Source organism: Mannheimia sp. USDA-ARS-USMARC-1261 (assembly GCF_000521605.1).
Classification (GTDB): domain Bacteria; phylum Pseudomonadota; class Gammaproteobacteria; order Enterobacterales; family Pasteurellaceae; genus Mannheimia; species Mannheimia indoligenes.
Genome location: NZ_CP006942.1, coordinates 470,508 through 489,294, shown reverse-complemented (window position 1 = coordinate 489,294; position 18,787 = coordinate 470,508). Strand labels below are relative to the sequence as shown.

General features: G+C 41.1%; 14 protein-coding genes and 6 tRNA genes. 4 read left to right on the top strand and 16 right to left on the bottom strand.

Annotated elements, in window-relative coordinates:
• Window positions 1-46: 46 nt before the first annotated feature.
• The 10 genes from X781_RS02425 to X781_RS12470 all read right to left on the bottom strand — a co-directional run bounded on the left by X781_RS02425 (window position 47) and on the right by X781_RS12470 (window position 3,529).
• Window positions 47-829 (bottom strand): GDP-L-fucose synthase, encoded by a 783-nt coding sequence (locus X781_RS02425; RefSeq protein WP_025235390.1) that lies wholly within the window; start codon window positions 827-829, stop codon window positions 47-49.
• 53 nt (window positions 830-882) lie between these two features.
• A tRNA-Gly gene (locus X781_RS02420) sits at window positions 883-958 on the bottom strand.
• 21 nt (window positions 959-979) lie between these two features.
• Window positions 980-1,066: transfer RNA gene (locus X781_RS02415), tRNA-Leu, on the bottom strand.
• A 39-nt stretch (window positions 1,067-1,105) separates the two neighbouring features.
• Window positions 1,106-1,192: transfer RNA gene (locus X781_RS02410), tRNA-Leu, on the bottom strand.
• Window positions 1,193-1,210: 18 nt separating this feature from the next.
• A tRNA-Gly gene (locus X781_RS02405) sits at window positions 1,211-1,286 on the bottom strand.
• 25 nt (window positions 1,287-1,311) lie between these two features.
• Window positions 1,312-1,398: transfer RNA gene (locus X781_RS02400), tRNA-Leu, on the bottom strand.
• Between the two features lie 16 nt (window positions 1,399-1,414).
• Window positions 1,415-1,490, bottom strand: a tRNA-Gly gene (locus X781_RS02395).
• Window positions 1,491-1,662: 172 nt separating this feature from the next.
• Window positions 1,663-2,895: a peptidase T gene (pepT, locus tag X781_RS02390; protein WP_025235389.1), complete on the bottom strand. Its 1,233-nt coding sequence runs from the start codon at window positions 2,893-2,895 to the stop codon at window positions 1,663-1,665.
• Between the two features lie 157 nt (window positions 2,896-3,052).
• Window positions 3,053-3,271, bottom strand: a complete 219-nt coding sequence (locus X781_RS11940; RefSeq protein ID WP_144084196.1) for a hypothetical protein — start codon at window positions 3,269-3,271, stop codon at window positions 3,053-3,055.
• Window positions 3,272-3,325: 54 nt separating this feature from the next.
• Entirely contained in the window at window positions 3,326-3,529 is a 204-nt protein-coding gene (locus tag X781_RS12470; protein ID WP_235068769.1) for a helix-turn-helix domain-containing protein, read from the bottom strand.
• 13 nt (window positions 3,530-3,542) lie between these two features.
• Between X781_RS12470 and X781_RS02380 the strand changes: the two genes are divergently transcribed.
• Window positions 3,543-3,800, top strand: a complete 258-nt coding sequence (locus X781_RS02380) for a hypothetical protein (protein ID WP_025235387.1) — start codon at window positions 3,543-3,545, stop codon at window positions 3,798-3,800.
• Between the two features lie 170 nt (window positions 3,801-3,970).
• On the opposite strand, the gene mfd is transcribed toward X781_RS02380, so the two are convergent.
• Complete coding sequence (gene mfd, locus X781_RS02375) at window positions 3,971-7,420, bottom strand: transcription-repair coupling factor (protein ID WP_025235386.1); 3,450 nt, start codon at window positions 7,418-7,420, stop codon at window positions 3,971-3,973.
• Window positions 7,421-7,578: 158 nt separating this feature from the next.
• Between mfd and X781_RS02370 the strand changes: the two genes are divergently transcribed.
• Window positions 7,579-8,796 (top strand): aromatic amino acid transport family protein, encoded by a 1,218-nt coding sequence (locus tag X781_RS02370; protein ID WP_025235385.1) that lies wholly within the window; start codon window positions 7,579-7,581, stop codon window positions 8,794-8,796.
• Between the two features lie 70 nt (window positions 8,797-8,866).
• Here X781_RS02370 and hutX read toward each other — a convergent pair whose 3' ends face one another.
• From hutX to X781_RS11780, 3 genes are read right to left on the bottom strand one after another with little or no spacing between them, the layout of a single operon-like run.
• Entirely contained in the window at window positions 8,867-9,379 is a 513-nt protein-coding gene (hutX, locus tag X781_RS02365) for a heme utilization cystosolic carrier protein HutX (RefSeq protein ID WP_235068768.1), read from the bottom strand.
• A gap of 55 nt (window positions 9,380-9,434) precedes the next feature.
• Window positions 9,435-11,753: a TonB-dependent hemoglobin/transferrin/lactoferrin family receptor gene (locus X781_RS02360; protein WP_038643867.1), complete on the bottom strand. Its 2,319-nt coding sequence runs from the start codon at window positions 11,751-11,753 to the stop codon at window positions 9,435-9,437.
• Window positions 11,754-11,802: 49 nt separating this feature from the next.
• Entirely contained in the window at window positions 11,803-13,038 is a 1,236-nt protein-coding gene (locus X781_RS11780) for a transferrin-binding protein-like solute binding protein (RefSeq protein WP_025235382.1), read from the bottom strand.
• A gap of 166 nt (window positions 13,039-13,204) precedes the next feature.
• Here X781_RS11780 and hutZ point away from each other — a divergent pair, with 166 nt between their 5' ends.
• Together hutZ and pepN are read left to right on the top strand one after the other, a co-directional pair.
• Window positions 13,205-13,723, top strand: a complete 519-nt coding sequence (gene hutZ / locus X781_RS02350) for a heme utilization protein HutZ (protein WP_025235381.1) — start codon at window positions 13,205-13,207, stop codon at window positions 13,721-13,723.
• A gap of 150 nt (window positions 13,724-13,873) precedes the next feature.
• A complete protein-coding gene (gene pepN, locus X781_RS02345) occupies window positions 13,874-16,486 on the top strand; it encodes an aminopeptidase N (RefSeq protein WP_025235380.1) in 2,613 nt (870 codons plus the stop codon).
• A gap of 60 nt (window positions 16,487-16,546) precedes the next feature.
• Here the strand turns inward: pepN and X781_RS02340 are convergent, their stop codons facing one another.
• Together X781_RS02340 and X781_RS02335 are read right to left on the bottom strand one after the other, a co-directional pair.
• A complete protein-coding gene (locus X781_RS02340) occupies window positions 16,547-16,819 on the bottom strand; it encodes an acylphosphatase (protein WP_025235379.1) in 273 nt (90 codons plus the stop codon).
• 53 nt (window positions 16,820-16,872) lie between these two features.
• Window positions 16,873-18,507, bottom strand: a complete 1,635-nt coding sequence (locus X781_RS02335) for an ABC transporter substrate-binding protein (RefSeq protein ID WP_025235378.1) — start codon at window positions 18,505-18,507, stop codon at window positions 16,873-16,875.
• Between the last annotated feature and the right edge of the window lie 280 nt (window positions 18,508-18,787).

Below are 18,787 nucleotides of genomic sequence, written 5' to 3'. Positions count from 1 at the left end.
CTACCATATAAACCACTTTGTATGTAGGGATTAAACTTGTATTTTGCTAAATATCTAATTTAAAATCGTAAGGATTCGGATAACGATAAATAAAGCCTAGCTCTCTGCAAATTTTGTCTGCTTTTACTACTCTTACAAGCAGTTGATTTTCGTCAGAAAATTGCAAATCCGCCAAGCCAAAGCGTTTTGCCATTTCGCCATAATACGCTTTACGAGTAGGGTGCTGTTCTGCACATAAATGGAAAATGCGTTGCCCGTTTGGTTTAGCTAAAAGTAAGGAAATGGCGAATACACAATCCTCTAAATGGACTAAATTCACAGGTTGGTTCGGTGCTTTCAAATTTGATTTTCCCGCCAAATAAAACACTGGGTGGCGTTGCTTGCCGACTAGTCCAGCTAATCGCAAAATATCGCAATCAAGTTTTTGGCTTAACAACCAATTTTCTACTTTTGCAAGCAACGAATTTGGATCCACTTCAGTATCTTCGGCAAAATTCCCCTCCGACATCGGCAAAACTGAGGTCGAGCTGATAAAAATCAAATGTTTTAAGCCTTTAGCCATCGCAAATGATGCCAGTTTTTGGATACCCGAAAAATACCCCTCTTCACTTGTCGTAGATGGCGGCAAAGTAATCACCATTGCATCAGTTGCCAAAATACGCTCAATGTCAGGCGTAATAGCAAAATGATTTAAGTCTAGCGGATAGCACTCAACCGGCAAATCGCCCGCTGTGCGTTTTGAACCAGCAACTTGCCAGCCCTCATTTTGTAATTTTTGGGCGAGCGGTAAACCTAGCCAGCCTAAGCCGATAATGGTGATTTTTTTCATAAATTTTAGGCATAAAAAAAGCACCTCGTGGTGCTATCTGTTCTTTTTAAGATTGGAGCGGGAAACGAGGCTCGAACTCGCGACCCCGACCTTGGCAAGGTCGTGCTCTACCAACTGAGCTATTCCCGCATATTTGGTATATTATCGAAATGGTGCCCGAGGCCAGACTTGAACTGGCACGCCCCGAAAGGCGAGGGATTTTAAATCCCTTGCGTCTACCGATTCCGCCACTCGGGCTTCGATAATGTTTTGATTTTAAAATTGTCTTTTTCTAAATGGTGCCCAAGGCCAGACTTGAACTGGCACGCCTCGAAAGGCGAGGGATTTTAAATCCCTTGCGTCTACCGATTCCGCCACTCGGGCGACACGATATAGAAAAATTGGAGCGGGAAACGAGGCTCGAACTCGCGACCCCGACCTTGGCAAGGTCGTGCTCTACCAACTGAGCTATTCCCGCAAATTTTAAATTGTTGATTTCTAAATGGTGCCCGAGGCCAGACTTGAACTGGCACGCCCCGAAAGGCGAGGGATTTTAAATCCCTTGCGTCTACCGATTCCGCCACTCGGGCAGCACGATATAGAAATTGGAGCGGGAAACGAGGCTCGAACTCGCGACCCCGACCTTGGCAAGGTCGTGCTCTACCAACTGAGCTATTCCCGCATTTAAAAACGCTACGAACTTCGTAGCGTCTCAACAGGTGCATATTCTATGGATTTCCGATTTAATGTCAAATAAATTTACAGGAAATCTTTAAAAAATGGTTTAAGTGGCGAAAAATAAGGCTTTTTTGCAAATTTTTGCACAAATTTAACCGCTTGTAATTCACTCTAGGCTAAAATTGATGCTTGGTAAAACCTGTTGAAATACCAACTACAACCGTTGCCGCCTTTTCCATTGTATCAACAGAAATAAATTCAAAACGTCCGTGGAAGTTCTCTCCTCCGGTAAATAAATTCGGGCAAGGTAATCCCATAAACGACAAACGAGAGCCATCTGTACCACCTCGAATTGGCTCTAAATTCGGCTCAATGCCCTGCTCCCGCATTACTTTTTCCGCAATCTCAATCAGGTATGGATAGCCGTCTAATACCTCACGCATATTGCGATACTGTTCAATAATCTCAACTTTGCCGCAGTTTTCGCCGTAAATTTTCTGCATTTCTGCTATCGTATCTGTCAACATTTTGCCAAATGTTGCCAGCTCTTCACGCTCAAAACTACGAAGAATATAACGCACTTCTACTTTATCTACACCGCCTTCAATATCGTGCATCATAATAAAACCTTTACGATGCTCACTGGTTGCCGGGGTTAAATGTGGCGGTAAACGGTTCTGGAATTCACACGCTCGTTCTAACGCATTGATCATTTTACCTTTTGCCGTGCCGGGGTGAACGCTGCGACCAAAGAAAGTTACCACTGCAGCATCGGCATTGAAATTCTCATACTGCAACTCGCCAAGCGGACCACCATCAAGCGTAAACGCTACATCGGCACCAAAAGCTTTTACATCAAAATGATCTGCACCACGCCCAATCTCTTCATCGGTGGTAAAACCAATGCGGATCTTGCCATGCGAAATCTGCGGATTAGCTTGTAAATATTCAATCGCCGAGAGAATAATCGCAATGCCCGACTTATCATCCGCTCCTAGCAGACTTGTGCCGTCAGTCGTTACCAATGTGTCGCCAATAAGTTTGTTTAAATTTGGAAAGTCGTTCGGCGAGAGCTTATCACCACTACCGCTTAATAAAATATCGCCACCTTGATAGCATTCAATCACCTGTGGCTTAACGTTCTTACCATTAAAATCGGGTGAAGTATCAACGTGTGCAATCAATCCCAATACAGGAATGGAGATATCCGTATTGGCAGGCAGTGTAGCAAACAGATAGCCGTTAGGATCGAGAAAAATTTCCGTCAGCCCCATTGATTCCACCTCTGCTTTCAAAAGGTTGAGCAAATCCCATTGTTGAGGAGAACTTGGCACGCTTTGGCTTTTCGGGTCAGAAGTAGTGTAGATTTGGGTATAACGTAAAAGACGGTTGAGAAGAGCTTGTTTCATATAATGTCCTTAATCATAGAATTTGCAACATTTTAGCCGAAATTGACCGCTTGTTACCAACAATATTCGGTTTTCATTTCTGTGCGGCACTCTTTCAAATAAAAAACGATTTTTACGAGATAAATCGCAAAAATCGTTTTATGTGATACCCGATTTGTTATGCACTTTTCATTGAAGCTACAAGAGCGTTCAATGTCTCTATTTGTACCTTTTGCATTTCAATAATCTCCGCTTGATGGGATATTGTTTGCTTTAGTTGAGCAATTTCGGAAACTAAATTTTCTGAAGTTGGATTAATAATATTGATACTATGATTATTTCCACTTTCTTGAAAATAAACCACATTTTTCTCGCCTAATGTCATCAATTCCAACATATCGTAATTCAATACCTCACAAATTTGGCGAAGGCGAGAAAGATTAAGCTGGGTTTATCCTCTCTCAATTTTGGAATAACCGTGTACGGAAAGCCAAACTCTTTCAGCCATTTCTTCCTGAGACCAACCTCTCGCTTCACGCAAAAAACGGACTTTTTCATTCACATTCATTTTAATCTCCATAAATTCGGTAGAAATGTTCACTTTGGGTTGATTGTAGAGTATTAAACGATAATGACATAATAAATTTAACATCATTTTAAGGAAAATTATGTCTCGCAGTTACTTATTCTATTTTAGCCTATTAATATCTCCCTTTACATACTCTAATGAAGAAATTGATGAGGCTCTCAAACTAGATCCTCGTGTACAGCAATTTGCTGAAGATTTGATGCACAAACAATACTCCTACGAAGATGCTTTTAAATTTGCAGTTTCACAAGCTAAACAGTGTCTTTATGGGAAAACCACTCCAAATAGTAGGATCTGTCAATCCTATGGTTTTTGGAAAGTTCATCTACGTCAATAATAGGAGAAAATCCGTGAAAAAAGCCCTTTTAGCCTTATCAATCTTATTTGTTTCTTATTCTGCACACGCAGCTAAATGTGCTGATTTTGCAACACAAGCACAGGCACAATCTTATATGCATCAATATATCTATTGAGCTATTTCTAAAGGCAGATGCTCTCTGCCTTTTTCTATTCAGCCACAATATCGTTTAGCAAATTCTCCACAAATTCCAACCGCTTGTGGTTTTCTTCCAGCGGTAATCTGAACTTGAATTTCACCGCCCCTTCAAAGCTGTACACTGCCGGTTGTTTTTGAATAAGCTGAATAAACTTCATCGGATCCGGTTGGGCGATCGGTTTAAATTCCAAATAACCGCCGTGAATGCCGGCATCGATTTTCTTCAAGCCGAGCGGTTGGGCAGCAATGCGAAGTTGGGTAATCGCAAACAAGTTTTTGGTTGCTTCCGGCAGTAGCCCGAAGCGGTCGATCAGCTCGATTTTAAGATCTTTGAGCTGTTCATCGCTCTCACTACTTGCGATCCGTTTATAGAACGACAGTCGCATATTCACATCCGGCAGGTAGTCGTCCGGAATTAATGCCGGTACTCGCAGTTCAATCTCCACTTGGTTTTGGGTGATTTCTTCCAGCGTTGGTTCACGCCCTTCCTGCAAGGCTTTGACCGCATTTTCGAGCAAGTCCATATAGAGCGAAAAGCCGATGCTCTCGATCTGTCCGCTCTGCTCAGAGCCAAGCAGTTCGCCCGCACCACGGATCTCTAAATCGTGGGTCGCAAGGGCAAAACCTGCACCGAGATTGTCGATAGTACTCATCGCCTCCAAGCGTTGTTCGGCATCTTTGGTCAGCGTTTTCGGATGTGGCGTAAGCATATAGGCGTAGGCTTGGTGGTGGGAACGCCCCACACGCCCACGCAGTTGGTGGAGCTGTGCCAAGCCGAATTTATCCGCCCGTTCGATGATAATTGTATTGGCGGTCGGCACGTCAATCCCCGTTTCGATAATGGTCGAGCAGACCAGTAGGTTAAAACGTTGGTGATAAAAATCGCTCATCACTCGCTCCAACTCACGCTCTCGCATTTGTCCGTGCCCGATCACAATGCGTGCTTCTGGCACAAGCTGGCTGAGTTTTTCGGCACAATTTTCAATGGTGGCGACATCATTATGCAGGTAGTAAACCTGTCCGCCACGCAGAATTTCACGCAAAATCGCTTCTCGAATAATCGCTTCATCGCTTTGTCGCACAAAGGTTTTAATGCTCAGACGGCGAGCCGGCGGACTGGCGATAATCGAGAGATCTCGCATTCCGTTGAGCGCCATATTGAGCGTTCTCGGAATCGGTGTAGCGGTGAGCGTGAGAATATCGACGTTGGCTCGCAGTTGCTTGATTTTCTCTTTTTGACGCACGCCGAAACGGTGTTCTTCATCAATTACGAGTAAACCGAGATCCCGAAACGCCACGTCATCTTGCAGAAGCTTGTGTGTACCGACCAAAATATCGACCTTACCTTCGGCGACTTTTTCCAAAATCGTTTTCTGCTCTTTGGCGGTTTTAAAGCGGGAAAGTACCTCAACATTGACCGGATAATTGGCGAAACGGTCTTTAAAATTCTCGAAATGTTGTTGAGCGAGCAAGGTGGTCGGAGCAAGAATGGCGACCTGTTTATGGTTCATCACCGCCAAGAACGTCGCCCGAATGGCGACTTCGGTTTTACCGAAGCCAACATCGCCACACACCAGCCGATCCATCGCCTTCGCTTGGCACATATCGCTGATAACGGCATTGATCGCCATTTTCTGATCGTCCGTCTCTTCGTACGGGAACGTCGCACTGAAACGGTCGAATTCTGCCTTGTCGTAAGCAAAAGCGAAGCCTGTCTGGCTCTCTCTTTTAGCATAAACATCGAGCAACTCCGCCGCCACATCACGGATTTTTTCTGCCGCTTTTTGGCGGGTTTTCGCCCACGCTTCCGAGCCGAGTTTGTGCAGTGGAGCGGTTTCGTCCGCACCACCGATATAACGGCTGATTAAATGCAAGGACGCAACAGGGACGTACAATTTCGCATCGTTGGCATAGTGCAACACCAAGTATTCGGCTTTCATTCCGCCTGCATCGAGTACCGTCAAACCGCCGTAGCGACCCACGCCGTTTTCCAAATGCACCACCGCTTGCCCGATTTTCAGCTCTGCGAGGTTTCGGATTAGCGTGTCAGGGTTGACGGTTTTGCGGTTTTTCTCACTGCGTTTTTGCTGGACTTTTTCGCCAAGCAAGTCGGTTTCGCAAATAATTGCCAAATTTCGACCGCTTGTTTCAATCACAAAACCTTGATCCAAATTGGATATCATCAACGCAAGCGGTTCTATTTCATCGGAAATTTGCAAAATCTGCTTCGGTTTCACGCCCAACGGAGCAAGCAAATCCAACAAGGTTTCACGCCGTCCTTCACTCTCCACCGAAAACAGAATATCGCCCTTGAATGTTTGGCGGAACTGCTGGAACGTTGCAAACGGCTCTTTTGCCCCTGATTGAATGGCTAAATCGGGTAAATTCCCCACATTTGCATTCATTTTCGCCGCAGATTTACGGATTTTCTCAGCGGTTATGCTTAAACGTGGGTAACCTTTGAGCCAACGGTTCACTTCATCAATCGCAAACCAGAGATCGCTCGGTGGTAACAGCGGACGCATTGGATCGACTCGGCGACTTTCATAGCGATTCTGCGTATCTTGTTGAAATTGCTCAGCTTTCTGCTGAATATCGGCATAAGTGATAAACAGCGTGTTCGGGTTGAGATAATCGAACAGGCTCGCCATTTCCGCAAAAAACAGCGGCTGCCAGTATTCGATCCCCGCATTCAAAATGCCCTTGCTGACCTGCTGGTAAATATGCTCCGGCTCACGGCGGATTTCGCCGAAAGTTTCACGGAATTTGCTGCGAAAATGCTCGATTCCGTTGCTATCTGTCGGGAACTCGTGAGCCGGCAGTAGATTGATTTCGGCAATTTCTGCCTTCGTACGTTGGCTATCCACATCAAAGGTGCGGATAGTATCGATTTCATCATCAAAAAAATCCAAGCGGAATGGCTCGTCCGCCCCCATTGGGTACAAGTCCAAAATCGCCCCACGCACCGCATATTCGCCATATTCAAGCACCTGATCGACCGCCCGATAGCCGGCATTTTCCAACTGCAAACGCAGGTTTTGAATTGAAAAACGGTCGCCTTTTTTAATCAGCAACACATTGTTGGCAAGATAACTCGGTGGACAAACCTTCTGCATTAAGGTATTGATTGGCAACAAGAAAATCTGCTTACGCCCTTGTTGTAGCTCGAACAGGGCAGAAAGTCGGGCGGAAATAATATCTTGATGTGGCGAAAAATTATCGTAGGGCAAGGTTTCCCAATCGGGGAAAAGTTGCACAGGCAAATTAGCAAATTGCGGTAGGGATTTTTCCAGCCGTAACGCTGTGCGGGTGTCGGGAGTCACCACCACCGTCAAGCCGTGAAACTGTTGAGCGGCTTGGCTGATCGCAAGCGTATCGGAATGCCCGACAAGGTTGCCAAGAGTTTGATGATCTTGAAAATTGCCGCCGGTTTGCGGCAGATTAAGTAAAATTAGAGACATACAAGCGGTCTGTTTTTGATAAAAAATGACAAATTGACTCTAGTTTACTAAAGCAGGCAGAATTGTGCAAAATTAGATGAGAAATTACAGCATTCAGATCTATTAATTAAAATTTCTGATAGAATAAATCCCCTTTTAAGTTTAACTCAAATAATATTATGAAAAATAAAATTTTAGGAAGTGCATTAATGATTGCGGGCACCACAATCGGTGCAGGAATGCTTGCAATGCCACTAACCTCTGCGGGTATGGGCTTTGGTGCAACTGCTTTATTATTAATCGGACTATGGGCATTATTAGCTTACACCGGTTTATTATTTATGGAAGTTTATCAAACTGCTCCACAAAAAGGTGTAGGGGTAGCAACCCTTGCGGAACAGTATTTTGGTTTGTTCGGACGTGCTTTAGCGACTTTTAGCTTACTTGTTCTACTCTATGCGTTACTCTCAGCTTATATTACCGGTGGTGGTTCACTGCTTAGTGGTATTATGCCGGAAATGGTAGATGCTGATATGAAACTTAAAATCAGCATTTTAATTTTTACAGTGGTATTAGGTGCCTTTGTTGTAGTTGGTGTGAAATCCGTTGATGGTTTAACCCGAGTGCTGTTTCTTGGAAAAATCATCGCTTTCATTGCTGTGTTAGTGATGATGTTACCAAAAGCGAAACTAGAAAACTTAACTGCCATTCCGTTAGATAATTTATTAGTGCTTTCTGCTGTGCCTATTTTCTTTACGGCATTTGGTTTCCACGTAATTATGGGGACTATCAATACCTATTTAGATGCTGATATCGGCAAAATTCGTAAATCGATTTATATCGGTACGGCTATTCCGTTAGTTGCTTATTTATTATGGCAATTGGCTACGCACGGTGTATTAAGTCAAAACGAATTTACGACTATTTTAAAACAAGACCCTACTTTAAACGGCTTAGTAACTGCAACCAGCCAAATTACAGGTAGCACAATTTTAGGCGAAATGGTTCGTTTGTTCTCTGTACTTGCATTAATTACCTCATTCTTAGGTGTTTCGATGGGTATTTTTGAGGGTGTGGGCGATTTATTAAAACGCTTAAACTTACCAACTAACCGCTTATGGCTGACTATTGCGACCTTCACGCCGCCACTGTTGTTTGCGTTGTTCTATCCGGACGGTTTTATTATGGCTTTAGGTTATGCAGGTTTATTATTTGCCTTCTACGGAATGATTTTACCTATCGGTTTGGCGTGGAAAGCTCGTAGACAGCACCCAAATCTGCCTTACCGTGTAATTGGCGGTAATTTAGCCTTAGTTATCGCCTTAATTGCAGGTATTTGCATTATGGTCATTCCATTTTTAATTCAGCTGGGTTATTTGCCACAAGCGGTGGGTTAATAAACTGATAAAGGCTACGATTTATCGTAGCCTTTTTACAAGCGGTTAAATTTGAGTAATCTTTTGCAAGTTAGCCGATTAATTTATATAACGCCCTGATTTGATCTTCTTTTAATGCCCCACCTACTTTTTCTCTGCCGACAAAAATCTTAAACATCGCATTCCCTTTTTTGTTGATAAACACCAACGAAACCGTGCGTTTTCCTCTAAATGGGCGGTCTAATAGATAAATCTTGGCACAATTTTCATAGCGTAAATGCCCTTGTAAACCGCCATTTTCTTTGTGTTCAAAATTGTAAAATCCACGAGAAATTGAACCGCTTGGTAATTTACCAACAAACTCAACAATCGCATCTTCCGTATGCGAAATAAAGGTAATTGCATCGTCCCATTCGTGAATTTCTTGTAGAATTTCAGCAAAGCGTTCCCCATCTGTTACTTTAAGCATATCCGGTGGCAAGTTAAGCATTACATCTTCCAACGAACATTGATATTTTGAAGCAACCATCTCTAAAATTTGCCCCGGATTTTCATTTAATTCATTGCGTAAAGCGGTTTGTTGTTCTTGAGTTAACACTGACATTGTTTCTCCTTTAATCAGATAAAAATCGGACACATTAATGTGTCCGAATACTTGATTAGAACTTAATCTCTATTGATGCTGAGTAATTACGACCCGGTGCATAGAAACGCTGTAAACCTTTTCCGTCCCTATCTACTACATTGGTTGTGCTATTTGCATTAATACCTCTTAAGGCGTCCCAAGTGTGGTAGGTTCGGTTAAACAGGTTATAGACACCCGCCCTTAACGTAATATTTTTAGTCGCTTTATAGTATCCAAAAAGATCAAACACATAGGCTGATTTATTGAGATATTTATAGGTGGTAACTTTGGGAGCATAGCCTCTTGAACTATAAACATTTTCAACAACCTGAGCATCTTTGGCTTTTTTCGCTCCAAGATAAGTTAAGCGATTGAAAATACCCCATTTACCACTCGTAGCTTCGTAATCTAAACCCAAAATCGCTTTAACCGGTTGAATAGATAATAAGCTACTTTCGGTAGAAAGTTTCCCTTTACTATAACCAACTGCACCTGATACTTTCCAGCCATTCAAATGTTCTGTAAATGAACCAAGATTGAGAGCTAATTTTGCTTCCAATCCCCTAATTCGAGCTTTATCAATATTGACCATTTGCTGTCTAGGTGTTTCAAAATATCTTGAACAACCATAATAAGCACATTGTCTATAGTAAATATTGTAGTTTTTAACGATAGTTTCTTGCTCAAATAAGAAATCTTTATAGTTGCTTTGATAAAGATTTAAATCAAAGCTCCCTTTCTTATCTTCCGCAACAACTGAAAGCGTATGAGTAATGCTACGCTCAGCTCTTAAATCAGGGTTAGATTGCCATTTTCCATAAGGGCTATCAAAGGTAAAATACATCTCTGATGCAGTTGGAATACGGTAACCTGAGCCAACGTTATAACCTACTTTCCAAACATCATTAAGCTGAGCTTCTAAATCAAGAAAGCTACTTACTGTTTTAAAAATAGCCTTATCAGGCTTACCCTCACGTTTACACGCGGCACTGCAAGCTGCATTTAGCTCTTGCGGCGTTAATTTTTCATAATTAAAACGTGAACCAAACTGAGCGGTAATAATAGGCGACCAGTTATCAAACGTCGGGTTCCAGACTACTTTGTCCTTAATCGTTGCTCCTAACTGAGTTGTTCTTACAGGATACTGAATAGTGTATTCACTGGTTGGTGCCCCAATAATCGTATCGTAATTGATGTTTTTAAAATCCCGTCTACCGACAAAGGCTGACACCGAAAGCTGATGTTCACCTAAGGCTTTATAAGGAAACTCAAACGGCTGGCTATCCGCTTGCATACTCACTCGAGTATATTTGGTTTTCATTCGGCGATCATAAATTTCCATCAACTCTTTGGGATTGCTCTGGTTTGTGAGAAAGTTCCAAGATCTGAGACCTTTATAGTTTACTGCAGCTAAATCTGTATATTGGTAGTCAATATCGGTTTTAAATAATGCTAAATACTTAGATTCAGGGGTAAAAGCGTAATTTACATTCGCATTAACACGCTTGTTCTGGTCATCAGCTTCACGCCATAATGAACCTATTGAAGTATAAGAAAGCTCGTCAGTATAACGGCTACCTTTTTGTCCATTAATCGAAAAAGCAACTCTATGCTCCGGGTTAAAGGCATAACCTAACTTGAATAAATAATTGTTGGTACGATGTCTTACCGGATCCGGCTTTTGTCTGGCACTAAATAATTCAATATCGCCACGCCCATTACTCTTGAGCTCGTGCCCTGCTCGATGGGAATAGAGCAATGCAACATCCAACTTTTCACCAAGATAGCCGACACCAACCGTTTTAACCCATTCTCTGTTTTTACTTGAATAGCCTGCTTTCGCTAAACCACCAAATCGATTTCCATTAGATACTAAATCAACTGCATCTAAGGTTTTATAGTTTACCGAACCGCCTAACGAACCACTGCCGCTATTAAAAGAGTTTGCTCCTCGATAAATATCAATGCCCGTTGTTAATTCAGGATCAATACTTAGTCTGGAAGAGTTAAAATTACCATAGCGACCATATAATGAGTTTTCTTCCGAATCAGGCAAAGAAACCCCATCTATACTAATACTAACACGGTTTCCCTCAACGCCTCTCATTGCAAAGCCTTTTAGATGGCGACCATTATCACTAATACCGACATCTGTTGTATAGCGAACAAGATCTCGGCTATCATTGATCATCTCTTGCTGAACTGCCTTACGTGATTTCTGAATTAAATTTGCCTTAGTTTCTTTTTCCGTAACTACAACTTGCTCAAGTTCTACCGCTTCCTCAGCGAATACAGGCTGAATTGCAAAAAAACTGAAAAAAAGACCGCTTGCAATAGATTGTTTTTTATTCATATCAAATCCTATTTTGCTCCCCTTTTAAAATTAAAGGGGAGAGCCTTTTTTACTGTTTCGTTACACCAAATACACCCTGAACTTTATCTGATTGGTAAATACCTGATAGATATTTCGCATCATCGCCAAAGAAACCGGCTTGCATTTTGACCTCTTTATTTTCATTAGCAACTCCCGAAATAGAGTTCTCGGTGATTTTACTGTCAAAAGTGTAAGCCTCCACTCTCGTACTTGCCGTACGACCATTTTGAGCTGCCGCAAACTCTGTGTTTAATTCAACACGAGCTGTTTTATCTGCAAAATTCACTTTAGCATATGCTGAACCACTATCTGCACTCCAAGAACCATATTGATATGATGCTTGTCCTACAGTACCCAAATAAGTAAATTCACCTTCTCTAGGCATCTTATCAATCTCGGTTGCTTGACCTTGTGAATAGATATAGCCTTTCTCTGTTTCACTAGAATTATAAACGCCATAGCGAACTATTGCTCCCGAGTGATCAAATAGGCTTGAACCACCTAAATTACGCTTCCAACCACCACGAGCTGAATCAATACCAACATCAACTGCACTCCCTCTATCATCAATTACCGTAATATAACTAATTCCTTCTCGAGTATCCGGAGCATCTATAGATGAAACTGTGCCATCTTTATCTTTTACCAAAACACCACCAGAGAGTTTACCGCTCGCTGCCGTCATTTTTCCTGACGATCCCCCAAAGATTTTATCGCTAATTGGTGCTCGAGATTTTGCCTCTTCTAAATCTGCTTTAGCTTTATTTAAGTCCTCTTGTGCTTTTGCTGCATCTTCTTGTGCTTTTTGAGCATTATTAATTGCATCGTTAGCTTTTTTAGCTGCGTCATCTGCTTGCTTTTTAATGGCTGCCACTTCTTCTTGAGATTTAGCCAAAGCCTCTGCCAATCTAGCATCGCCGGACTCTGTTGCCGCCTTGATAGCATTTTTTAATTGTTCATCTAATTGTTGTACTAATTCTGCCGTTTTCGCTTCATTCCCCTTAGCCTCTGCTAATTGGGTTTCTAATTTTTCGATTTCACTTTTACTGGCAGATTGAGATGAAGCCAGCTTATTTTGCAAGCGTTGTAATGTACTTTGTAGATCAGATAAAGTGGAGTTTAGATCCGTTACTTCGCTTTTTAGAATTTCATACTCTTGTTTATCTACTTTGTTATTAGAGCTACCACTAGAACTGCTGGAAGAACAAGCTGACATACCTAACGCACAAAGAACGGCAAAGGTTGATAATATTATTTTTTTCATACAAATCCCCTTAGGTTTATTCAATTTTAATAAGCATTTAATAATATAAATATCGACAAGGAATATAATTCAAATAAAAACTATTTTCAATATCATTATTATTGATCGAACGCTCATTTTTTCAATATAATAAATAGGCTAACCCAATCATTAATAAGGAGAAATAATGACAACAAACCGCCAAGAGGTTTTACAAAACCGTTTAGGTCCTGAACTAGAAGAACTAAAACAACAAATTAAGACGATTGTAATGGCAACAACAGATAAAGATGGCACTCCAAATGTGAGCTATGCTCCTTTTGTTATTCACAATGGCGAATATAAAGTGCTTATTTCAATTATTGCCCGCCACGCACGAAATTTGCAGGAAATACCTAAAGTTTCCCTAATGCTGATTGAAGATGAGAACAAAAGTCGCCAAATTTTTGCACGTCGTCGTTTAACCTTTGATGCAACAGCCCGTATTATTGAACGCGATCAAGATGAATGGAATATAAGCATTAATGCACTTAAAGCCAGACACGGTGAATTAATTGATGATCTATCTAATATGCAAGATTTCAAACTCTTTAGCTTTAAACCAACCGCAGGTTTATTTGTGAAAGGTTTTGGACAAGCATTTGATGTTGGCGTTGATGATTTAATCAGCTTAGTACATCTCGATCAAGGACACCAAACCCTATAATTTCAATACTTCCTAAACGGCTATAAATGGCAATATTTATAGCCGTTTTGTTTGATACAAGCGGTCATATTTCTTGGAAAATTTGCAATAAATTTAGTACAATAACCAGCACTATTCTAGCGGCAGAATGCCAATCAACAAGGAAATCCTATGCAACCTAAAGCCAAACTAAGAAAAGATTATAAAGCACCAGATTTCACTATTACTGATATTTATCTTGATTTTCAACTTGACCCTGATCGCACCTTTGTAACCTCAGCATTAACTGTTGAACGTAAAAACCCTGATGCGACTACCCTTCGCTTAGATGGTCATAGTTTTGATTTCCTTTCGATTAAATTTAACGGTGAACCATTTTCATCTTATGAAAAAGATGATGAATCTTTAACCTTAAATTTAGCAGAGGTAAAAGCCGATCGTTTTGAACTGCAAATTGAGACAGCCTTAAATCCTACACAAAATACCTCACTACAAGGTTTATATAAATCGGGCGACGGACTTTGCACACAGTGTGAAGCTGAAGGTTTCCGCCAAATTACTTATATGCTTGACCGCCCCGATGTACTTGCAAAATATACGACAAAAATCACCGCTAGTAAGAGCAAATATCCTTACTTACTCTCTAACGGTAACCGTATTGCTCAAGGTGAATTGCACGACGGCAGACACTGGGTGGAATGGCAAGATCCTTTCTTCAAACCAAGTTATTTATTTGCATTAGTGGCTGGCGATTTTGACCTCCTACAAGATAAATTCATTACCAAAAGCGGACGTGAAGTTACGTTAGAAATCTACGTTGATCGTGGTAATTTAGACCGTGCCCCTTGGGCGATGGAGAGCTTAAAACGCTCAATGAAATGGGACGAAGACCGCTTCGGTTTAGAGTACGATTTAGATATTTATATGATTGTTGCCGTTGATTTCTTCAATATGGGAGCGATGGAAAATAAAGGCTTAAATATCTTTAACTCTAAATTTGTATTGGCAAAACCGGAAACTGCAACTGATACCGATTATTTAGATATTGAAGCAGTTATCGCCCACGAATATTTCCATAACTGGACGGGCAACCGCATTACTTGCCGTGATTGGTTTCAATTAAGCCTAAAAGAGGGTTTAACCGTTTTCCGTGATCAGGAATTTACTTCGGATTTATGGGCTCGTTCGGCAAAACGTATCGAAGATGTACGTCTATTGCGTACAGTGCAATTTGCCGAAGATGCCAGCCCGATGGCACACCCAATTCGCCCGGAAAAAGTCATTGAAATGAACAATTTCTACACTGTAACTGTGTATGAAAAAGGAGCTGAAATCATTCGTATGATCCACACCCTATTAGGCGAAGAAAACTTCCAAAAAGGAATGAAGCTCTATGTGGAAAGACACGACGGTTCAGCCGCTACCTGTGAAGATTTCGTTAAGGCAATGGAAGATGCTTCAGGCGTTGATTTAGAACAGTTCCGCCGTTGGTATAGCCAATCGGGAACACCTGAACTCACGATTTCCGATGAATATGATGAAGCTCGCAAAACCTATCGCTTGCATATTTCACAAATGACACCGCCAACGCACGATCAATTGGAAAAATTAAACTTACACATTCCATTGAAAGTCGCGTTATATGGCGAAAATGACGGTAAAAATATTCCGTTACAGTATGAATTATTAACGGTAAGTGATGTATTAGATGTTACCGCTGAGCATCAAACCTTTGAGTTCCACAATGTAACGCAACGCCCTGTGCCTGCATTATTGTGTGATTTCTCTGCTCCGGTGCGTTTAGATTACAACTACACTACCGAACAGCTTTTAACCTTACTCAAACACGCTGAAAATGATTTTGTACGTTGGGACGCTGCACAAATGCTCTACACCAATGAACTGCGTGAAAATTTAAGCCGTTATCAGCAAAATCAGCCGTTTAGCTTCTCAGAAGGTTTAGCAGATGCTTTAACTTTCGTGTTGGATAATTCAGCCAAATCGCCTGAATTAACCGCATTAACGCTCACATTACCGAAAGAAACTGAATTTGCCGAGTCGTTTAAAACCATTGACCCAACGGGTATTTCTCTTGTCCGTGAGTTTATGCAACATTCGATTGCTACCGCATTGCAAGATAAATTATTCATTGTTTATAACCAAAACAAATGTGATGCTTACCAAGTGGTAGCGGAAGATATTGCTAAACGTGCGTTACGCAATGTCTGCTTAAGTTATTTAGCCTTTACTGACTTAGGCAATGCCCTTGTGCATAAACATTACAATAATGCAGACAATATGACTGATACGCTAGCCGCATTACAAGCAGCAACCAAAGCTCAGCTAAGTTGCCGTGATGCGTTATTGGCAGATTTTGAGGAAAAATGGAAGCACGATGGCTTGGTAATGGATAAATGGTTTATGATTCAAGCCACCCGCCCGGACGAAAATGTATTAGCGATTGTGCAAGGTTTAATGGAACACCCAAGTTTCAACTTTAACAATCCAAACCGACTACGTTCATTGGTAGGGGCATTCTGCGGTCAAAACCCGAAAGCTTTCCACGCTATTGATGGCTCCGGTTACCGTTTCTTAGTCGATACCCTCATCAAACTAAATGAAAGCAATCCACAAGTGGCTGCACGACTTATTGAGCCACTCATCAAGCTTTCTCGCTACGATAATCAACGCCAAACCTTGATGCGTCGTGGTTTAGAGCGTTTACGTGAAATGGATAATCTCGCTCGTGATTTATTCGAGAAAATCGAAAAAGCATTGGATTAGATAACAAACCACAAGCGGTTGAATTTTGTAAATTTTTTACTAAAAACGACCGCTTGTACTTTAATCTCTTATCTCAAACCGTTCAAAGGTTTCCCTACCGTTATAATCACTAACGATGACTCGCTCTACTTTTGCAGAAGGTGAACCTTGATGTAACCATTGTTCCAACTGAGCCATTGCTAACTCATCTGCCATTGCAATAACTTCTACCGAGCCATCATTACAGTTTCTCACATAGCCTTTCACACCCAATTTTTCAGCTTCTTTTAAGGTGAAAAAACGAAAAGCAACACCTTGCACCCGACCATAAATCGAAAACCGTTTTACAACCATATTTTCCTCAAAAAATTAGGCTGCTTATTTTTCAATAAACAGCCTAAAAATGATTATTTCACGATGTATAAGTTACGAAGCAAAATATCATCTTGTGGATCTTTTCCTTCATAGCCTTTCACGTAAGGTTTCACTAAGCGTGGATTTACATAGTTGTAAATCGGCATAATGGCAAAATCTTTCGCTAACTGCTCTTCTGCTTTGGCGTATGCCGCTGCACGACCTGCTGCATCGGTTGCTTTGTAAGATTCTGCCACTGCATCATCGTAGGCTTGGTTCTTATAGAATGCCGTATTATTACTTGAGTTCGATAAGAAATACTTAATAAAGGTTGAGGCTTGGTTGTAGTCTGCCGCCCAGCCAGCACGAGAAACATCGTAGTTTGCATTACGGCGTGTATCTAAGAATGTTTTCCACTCTTGGTTCTCTAATTTCACATCAACAATACCGTCTGTACCTTGTTTCCATAAGGACGAAACCGCAATCGCAATCTTCTTGTGGTTATCGTTAGTATTATAAAGAACTGTGAATTTCAGTGGGTTAGATTTGCTATAACCCGCTTCTTCCAACAATTTCAACGCTTTTGCTTTACGTTCTGCCATTGGTTGCGTTGAATACGCCGGCTGCTGGATTTTATCCCCTTCGTGGATATAAGGAGGCGTAAACACATAGGTTGGAGTTTGTCCTTGCCCTAATACTTTATCGGTGATGATGTTACGATCTAAAGCTAAGTTTAAGGCTTCACGCACTTTCACATTATCAAATGGAGCACGTTTGTGGTTAAACTCGTAGTAATAGGTTGAAAGTGTTCTTGCTGTGAATACTTCATTTGGTATCTCTTTTTTAAGAGTTGCAAACTGCTCCGGTGGTAAGGAATAGTTCGTCATATCCAAATCACCCGCACGATAACGAGCTACATCAGTTGTCGCATTAGGAATTGCTAAGAAAGTCGCTTTATTAATCACAGTTTCTTTGTCGTTCCAATAATTTGGATTACGGGCAAAAACGATTTTCTCATTAATGATGTGATCTGCTAAAGTATAAGCACCATTACCCACTAAATTGCCTTTTTTCACCCACGCATCACCTAATTTTTCTACTGTTGCTTTATGTACAGGTAAAACAGAAGAGTGAGTTACAAGCTCCGCCGCATAAGGAATTGGCTGGCTTAATTGCACTTGGAAAGTGTGATCATCAACCGCTTTTACTGCCAATTCTTCAGGCTTTTTCTTACCATCGATAATATCCTGTGCATTTTCAACATTTAAATAAGTTAAGTAACTTGAGTAAGGTGAAGCAGTGAGTGGGTTCACCAAACGCTGCCAAGAGAAAACGAAATCGTGAGCAGTTACCGGCTCACCGTTAGACCATTTGGCATCTTTACGTAATTTGAATGTCCACGTTTTATAATCAGGAGTGCTTTCCCAAGATTCCGCTACCCCCGGTTGGATATTACCATCAGCATCTTTGGTTACTAAGCCTTCAAAAAGCTGATAAGCAACTTGAGATTCAGGCACACCTTCAATTTTATGCGGGTCAAAACTCGAAGGCTCAGAGCCGTTATTAATAACAATTTCTTGTTTGTCTGCTAATGCTGTACCTTCCGGCACTTTGGCTGCAAAAACATTAGCTGATAAGCCTAATACTAAAGAGGTGGCTAACAATGAAAGACGGAATTTTGACTGCATAATTTAAGCTCCATTTATTATAAATAAAGACTGGGTTCAAAATAATATTTTTCAAATTAATTTTTTTAAGTCTAGGGATTATTATTTTAATTGCAAGGGGATTTTTAAAAAAATGTGATAGATATCTCCTTTTAATCTAAAAAATGATGAAAAATATGTCAAAGAAAATAGCTCTATAAACTGTAATAATGACTAGATAACTTGCTGTAACAATCCAACAAATCAGCATAATATGCTAAACATTGATTATTAAAGCTATTTTTAGCTTGATTTAACAGAA

Bases quoted from the DNA above. Each gene is read 5' to 3' on its own strand.
- X781_RS02360 (WP_038643867.1), bottom strand. From the start codon at position 11,753: ATGAATAAAAAACAATCTATTGCAAGCGGTCTTTTTTTCAGTTTTTTT.
- X781_RS02380 (WP_025235387.1), top strand. From the start codon at position 3,543: ATGTCTCGCAGTTACTTATTCTATTTTAGCCTATTAATATCTCCCTTT.
- X781_RS02335 (WP_025235378.1), bottom strand. From the start codon at position 18,507: ATGCAGTCAAAATTCCGTCTTTCATTGTTAGCCACCTCTTTAGTATTA.
- X781_RS11940 (WP_144084196.1), bottom strand. From the start codon at position 3,271: ATGTTGGAATTGATGACATTAGGCGAGAAAAATGTGGTTTATTTTCAA.
- pepT (WP_025235389.1), bottom strand. From the start codon at position 2,895: ATGAAACAAGCTCTTCTCAACCGTCTTTTACGTTATACCCAAATCTAC.
- X781_RS02370 (WP_025235385.1), top strand. From the start codon at position 7,579: ATGAAAAATAAAATTTTAGGAAGTGCATTAATGATTGCGGGCACCACA.
- X781_RS02425 (WP_025235390.1), bottom strand. From the start codon at position 829: ATGAAAAAAATCACCATTATCGGCTTAGGCTGGCTAGGTTTACCGCTC.
- X781_RS11780 (WP_025235382.1), bottom strand. From the start codon at position 13,038: ATGAAAAAAATAATATTATCAACCTTTGCCGTTCTTTGTGCGTTAGGT.
- mfd (WP_025235386.1), bottom strand. From the start codon at position 7,420: ATGTCTCTAATTTTACTTAATCTGCCGCAAACCGGCGGCAATTTTCAA.
- pepN (WP_025235380.1), top strand. From the start codon at position 13,874: ATGCAACCTAAAGCCAAACTAAGAAAAGATTATAAAGCACCAGATTTC.
- X781_RS02340 (WP_025235379.1), bottom strand. From the start codon at position 16,819: ATGGTTGTAAAACGGTTTTCGATTTATGGTCGGGTGCAAGGTGTTGCT.
- hutX (WP_235068768.1), bottom strand. From the start codon at position 9,379: ATGTCAGTGTTAACTCAAGAACAACAAACCGCTTTACGCAATGAATTA.
- hutZ (WP_025235381.1), top strand. From the start codon at position 13,205: ATGACAACAAACCGCCAAGAGGTTTTACAAAACCGTTTAGGTCCTGAA.
- X781_RS12470 (WP_235068769.1), bottom strand. From the start codon at position 3,529: ATGATGTTAAATTTATTATGTCATTATCGTTTAATACTCTACAATCAA.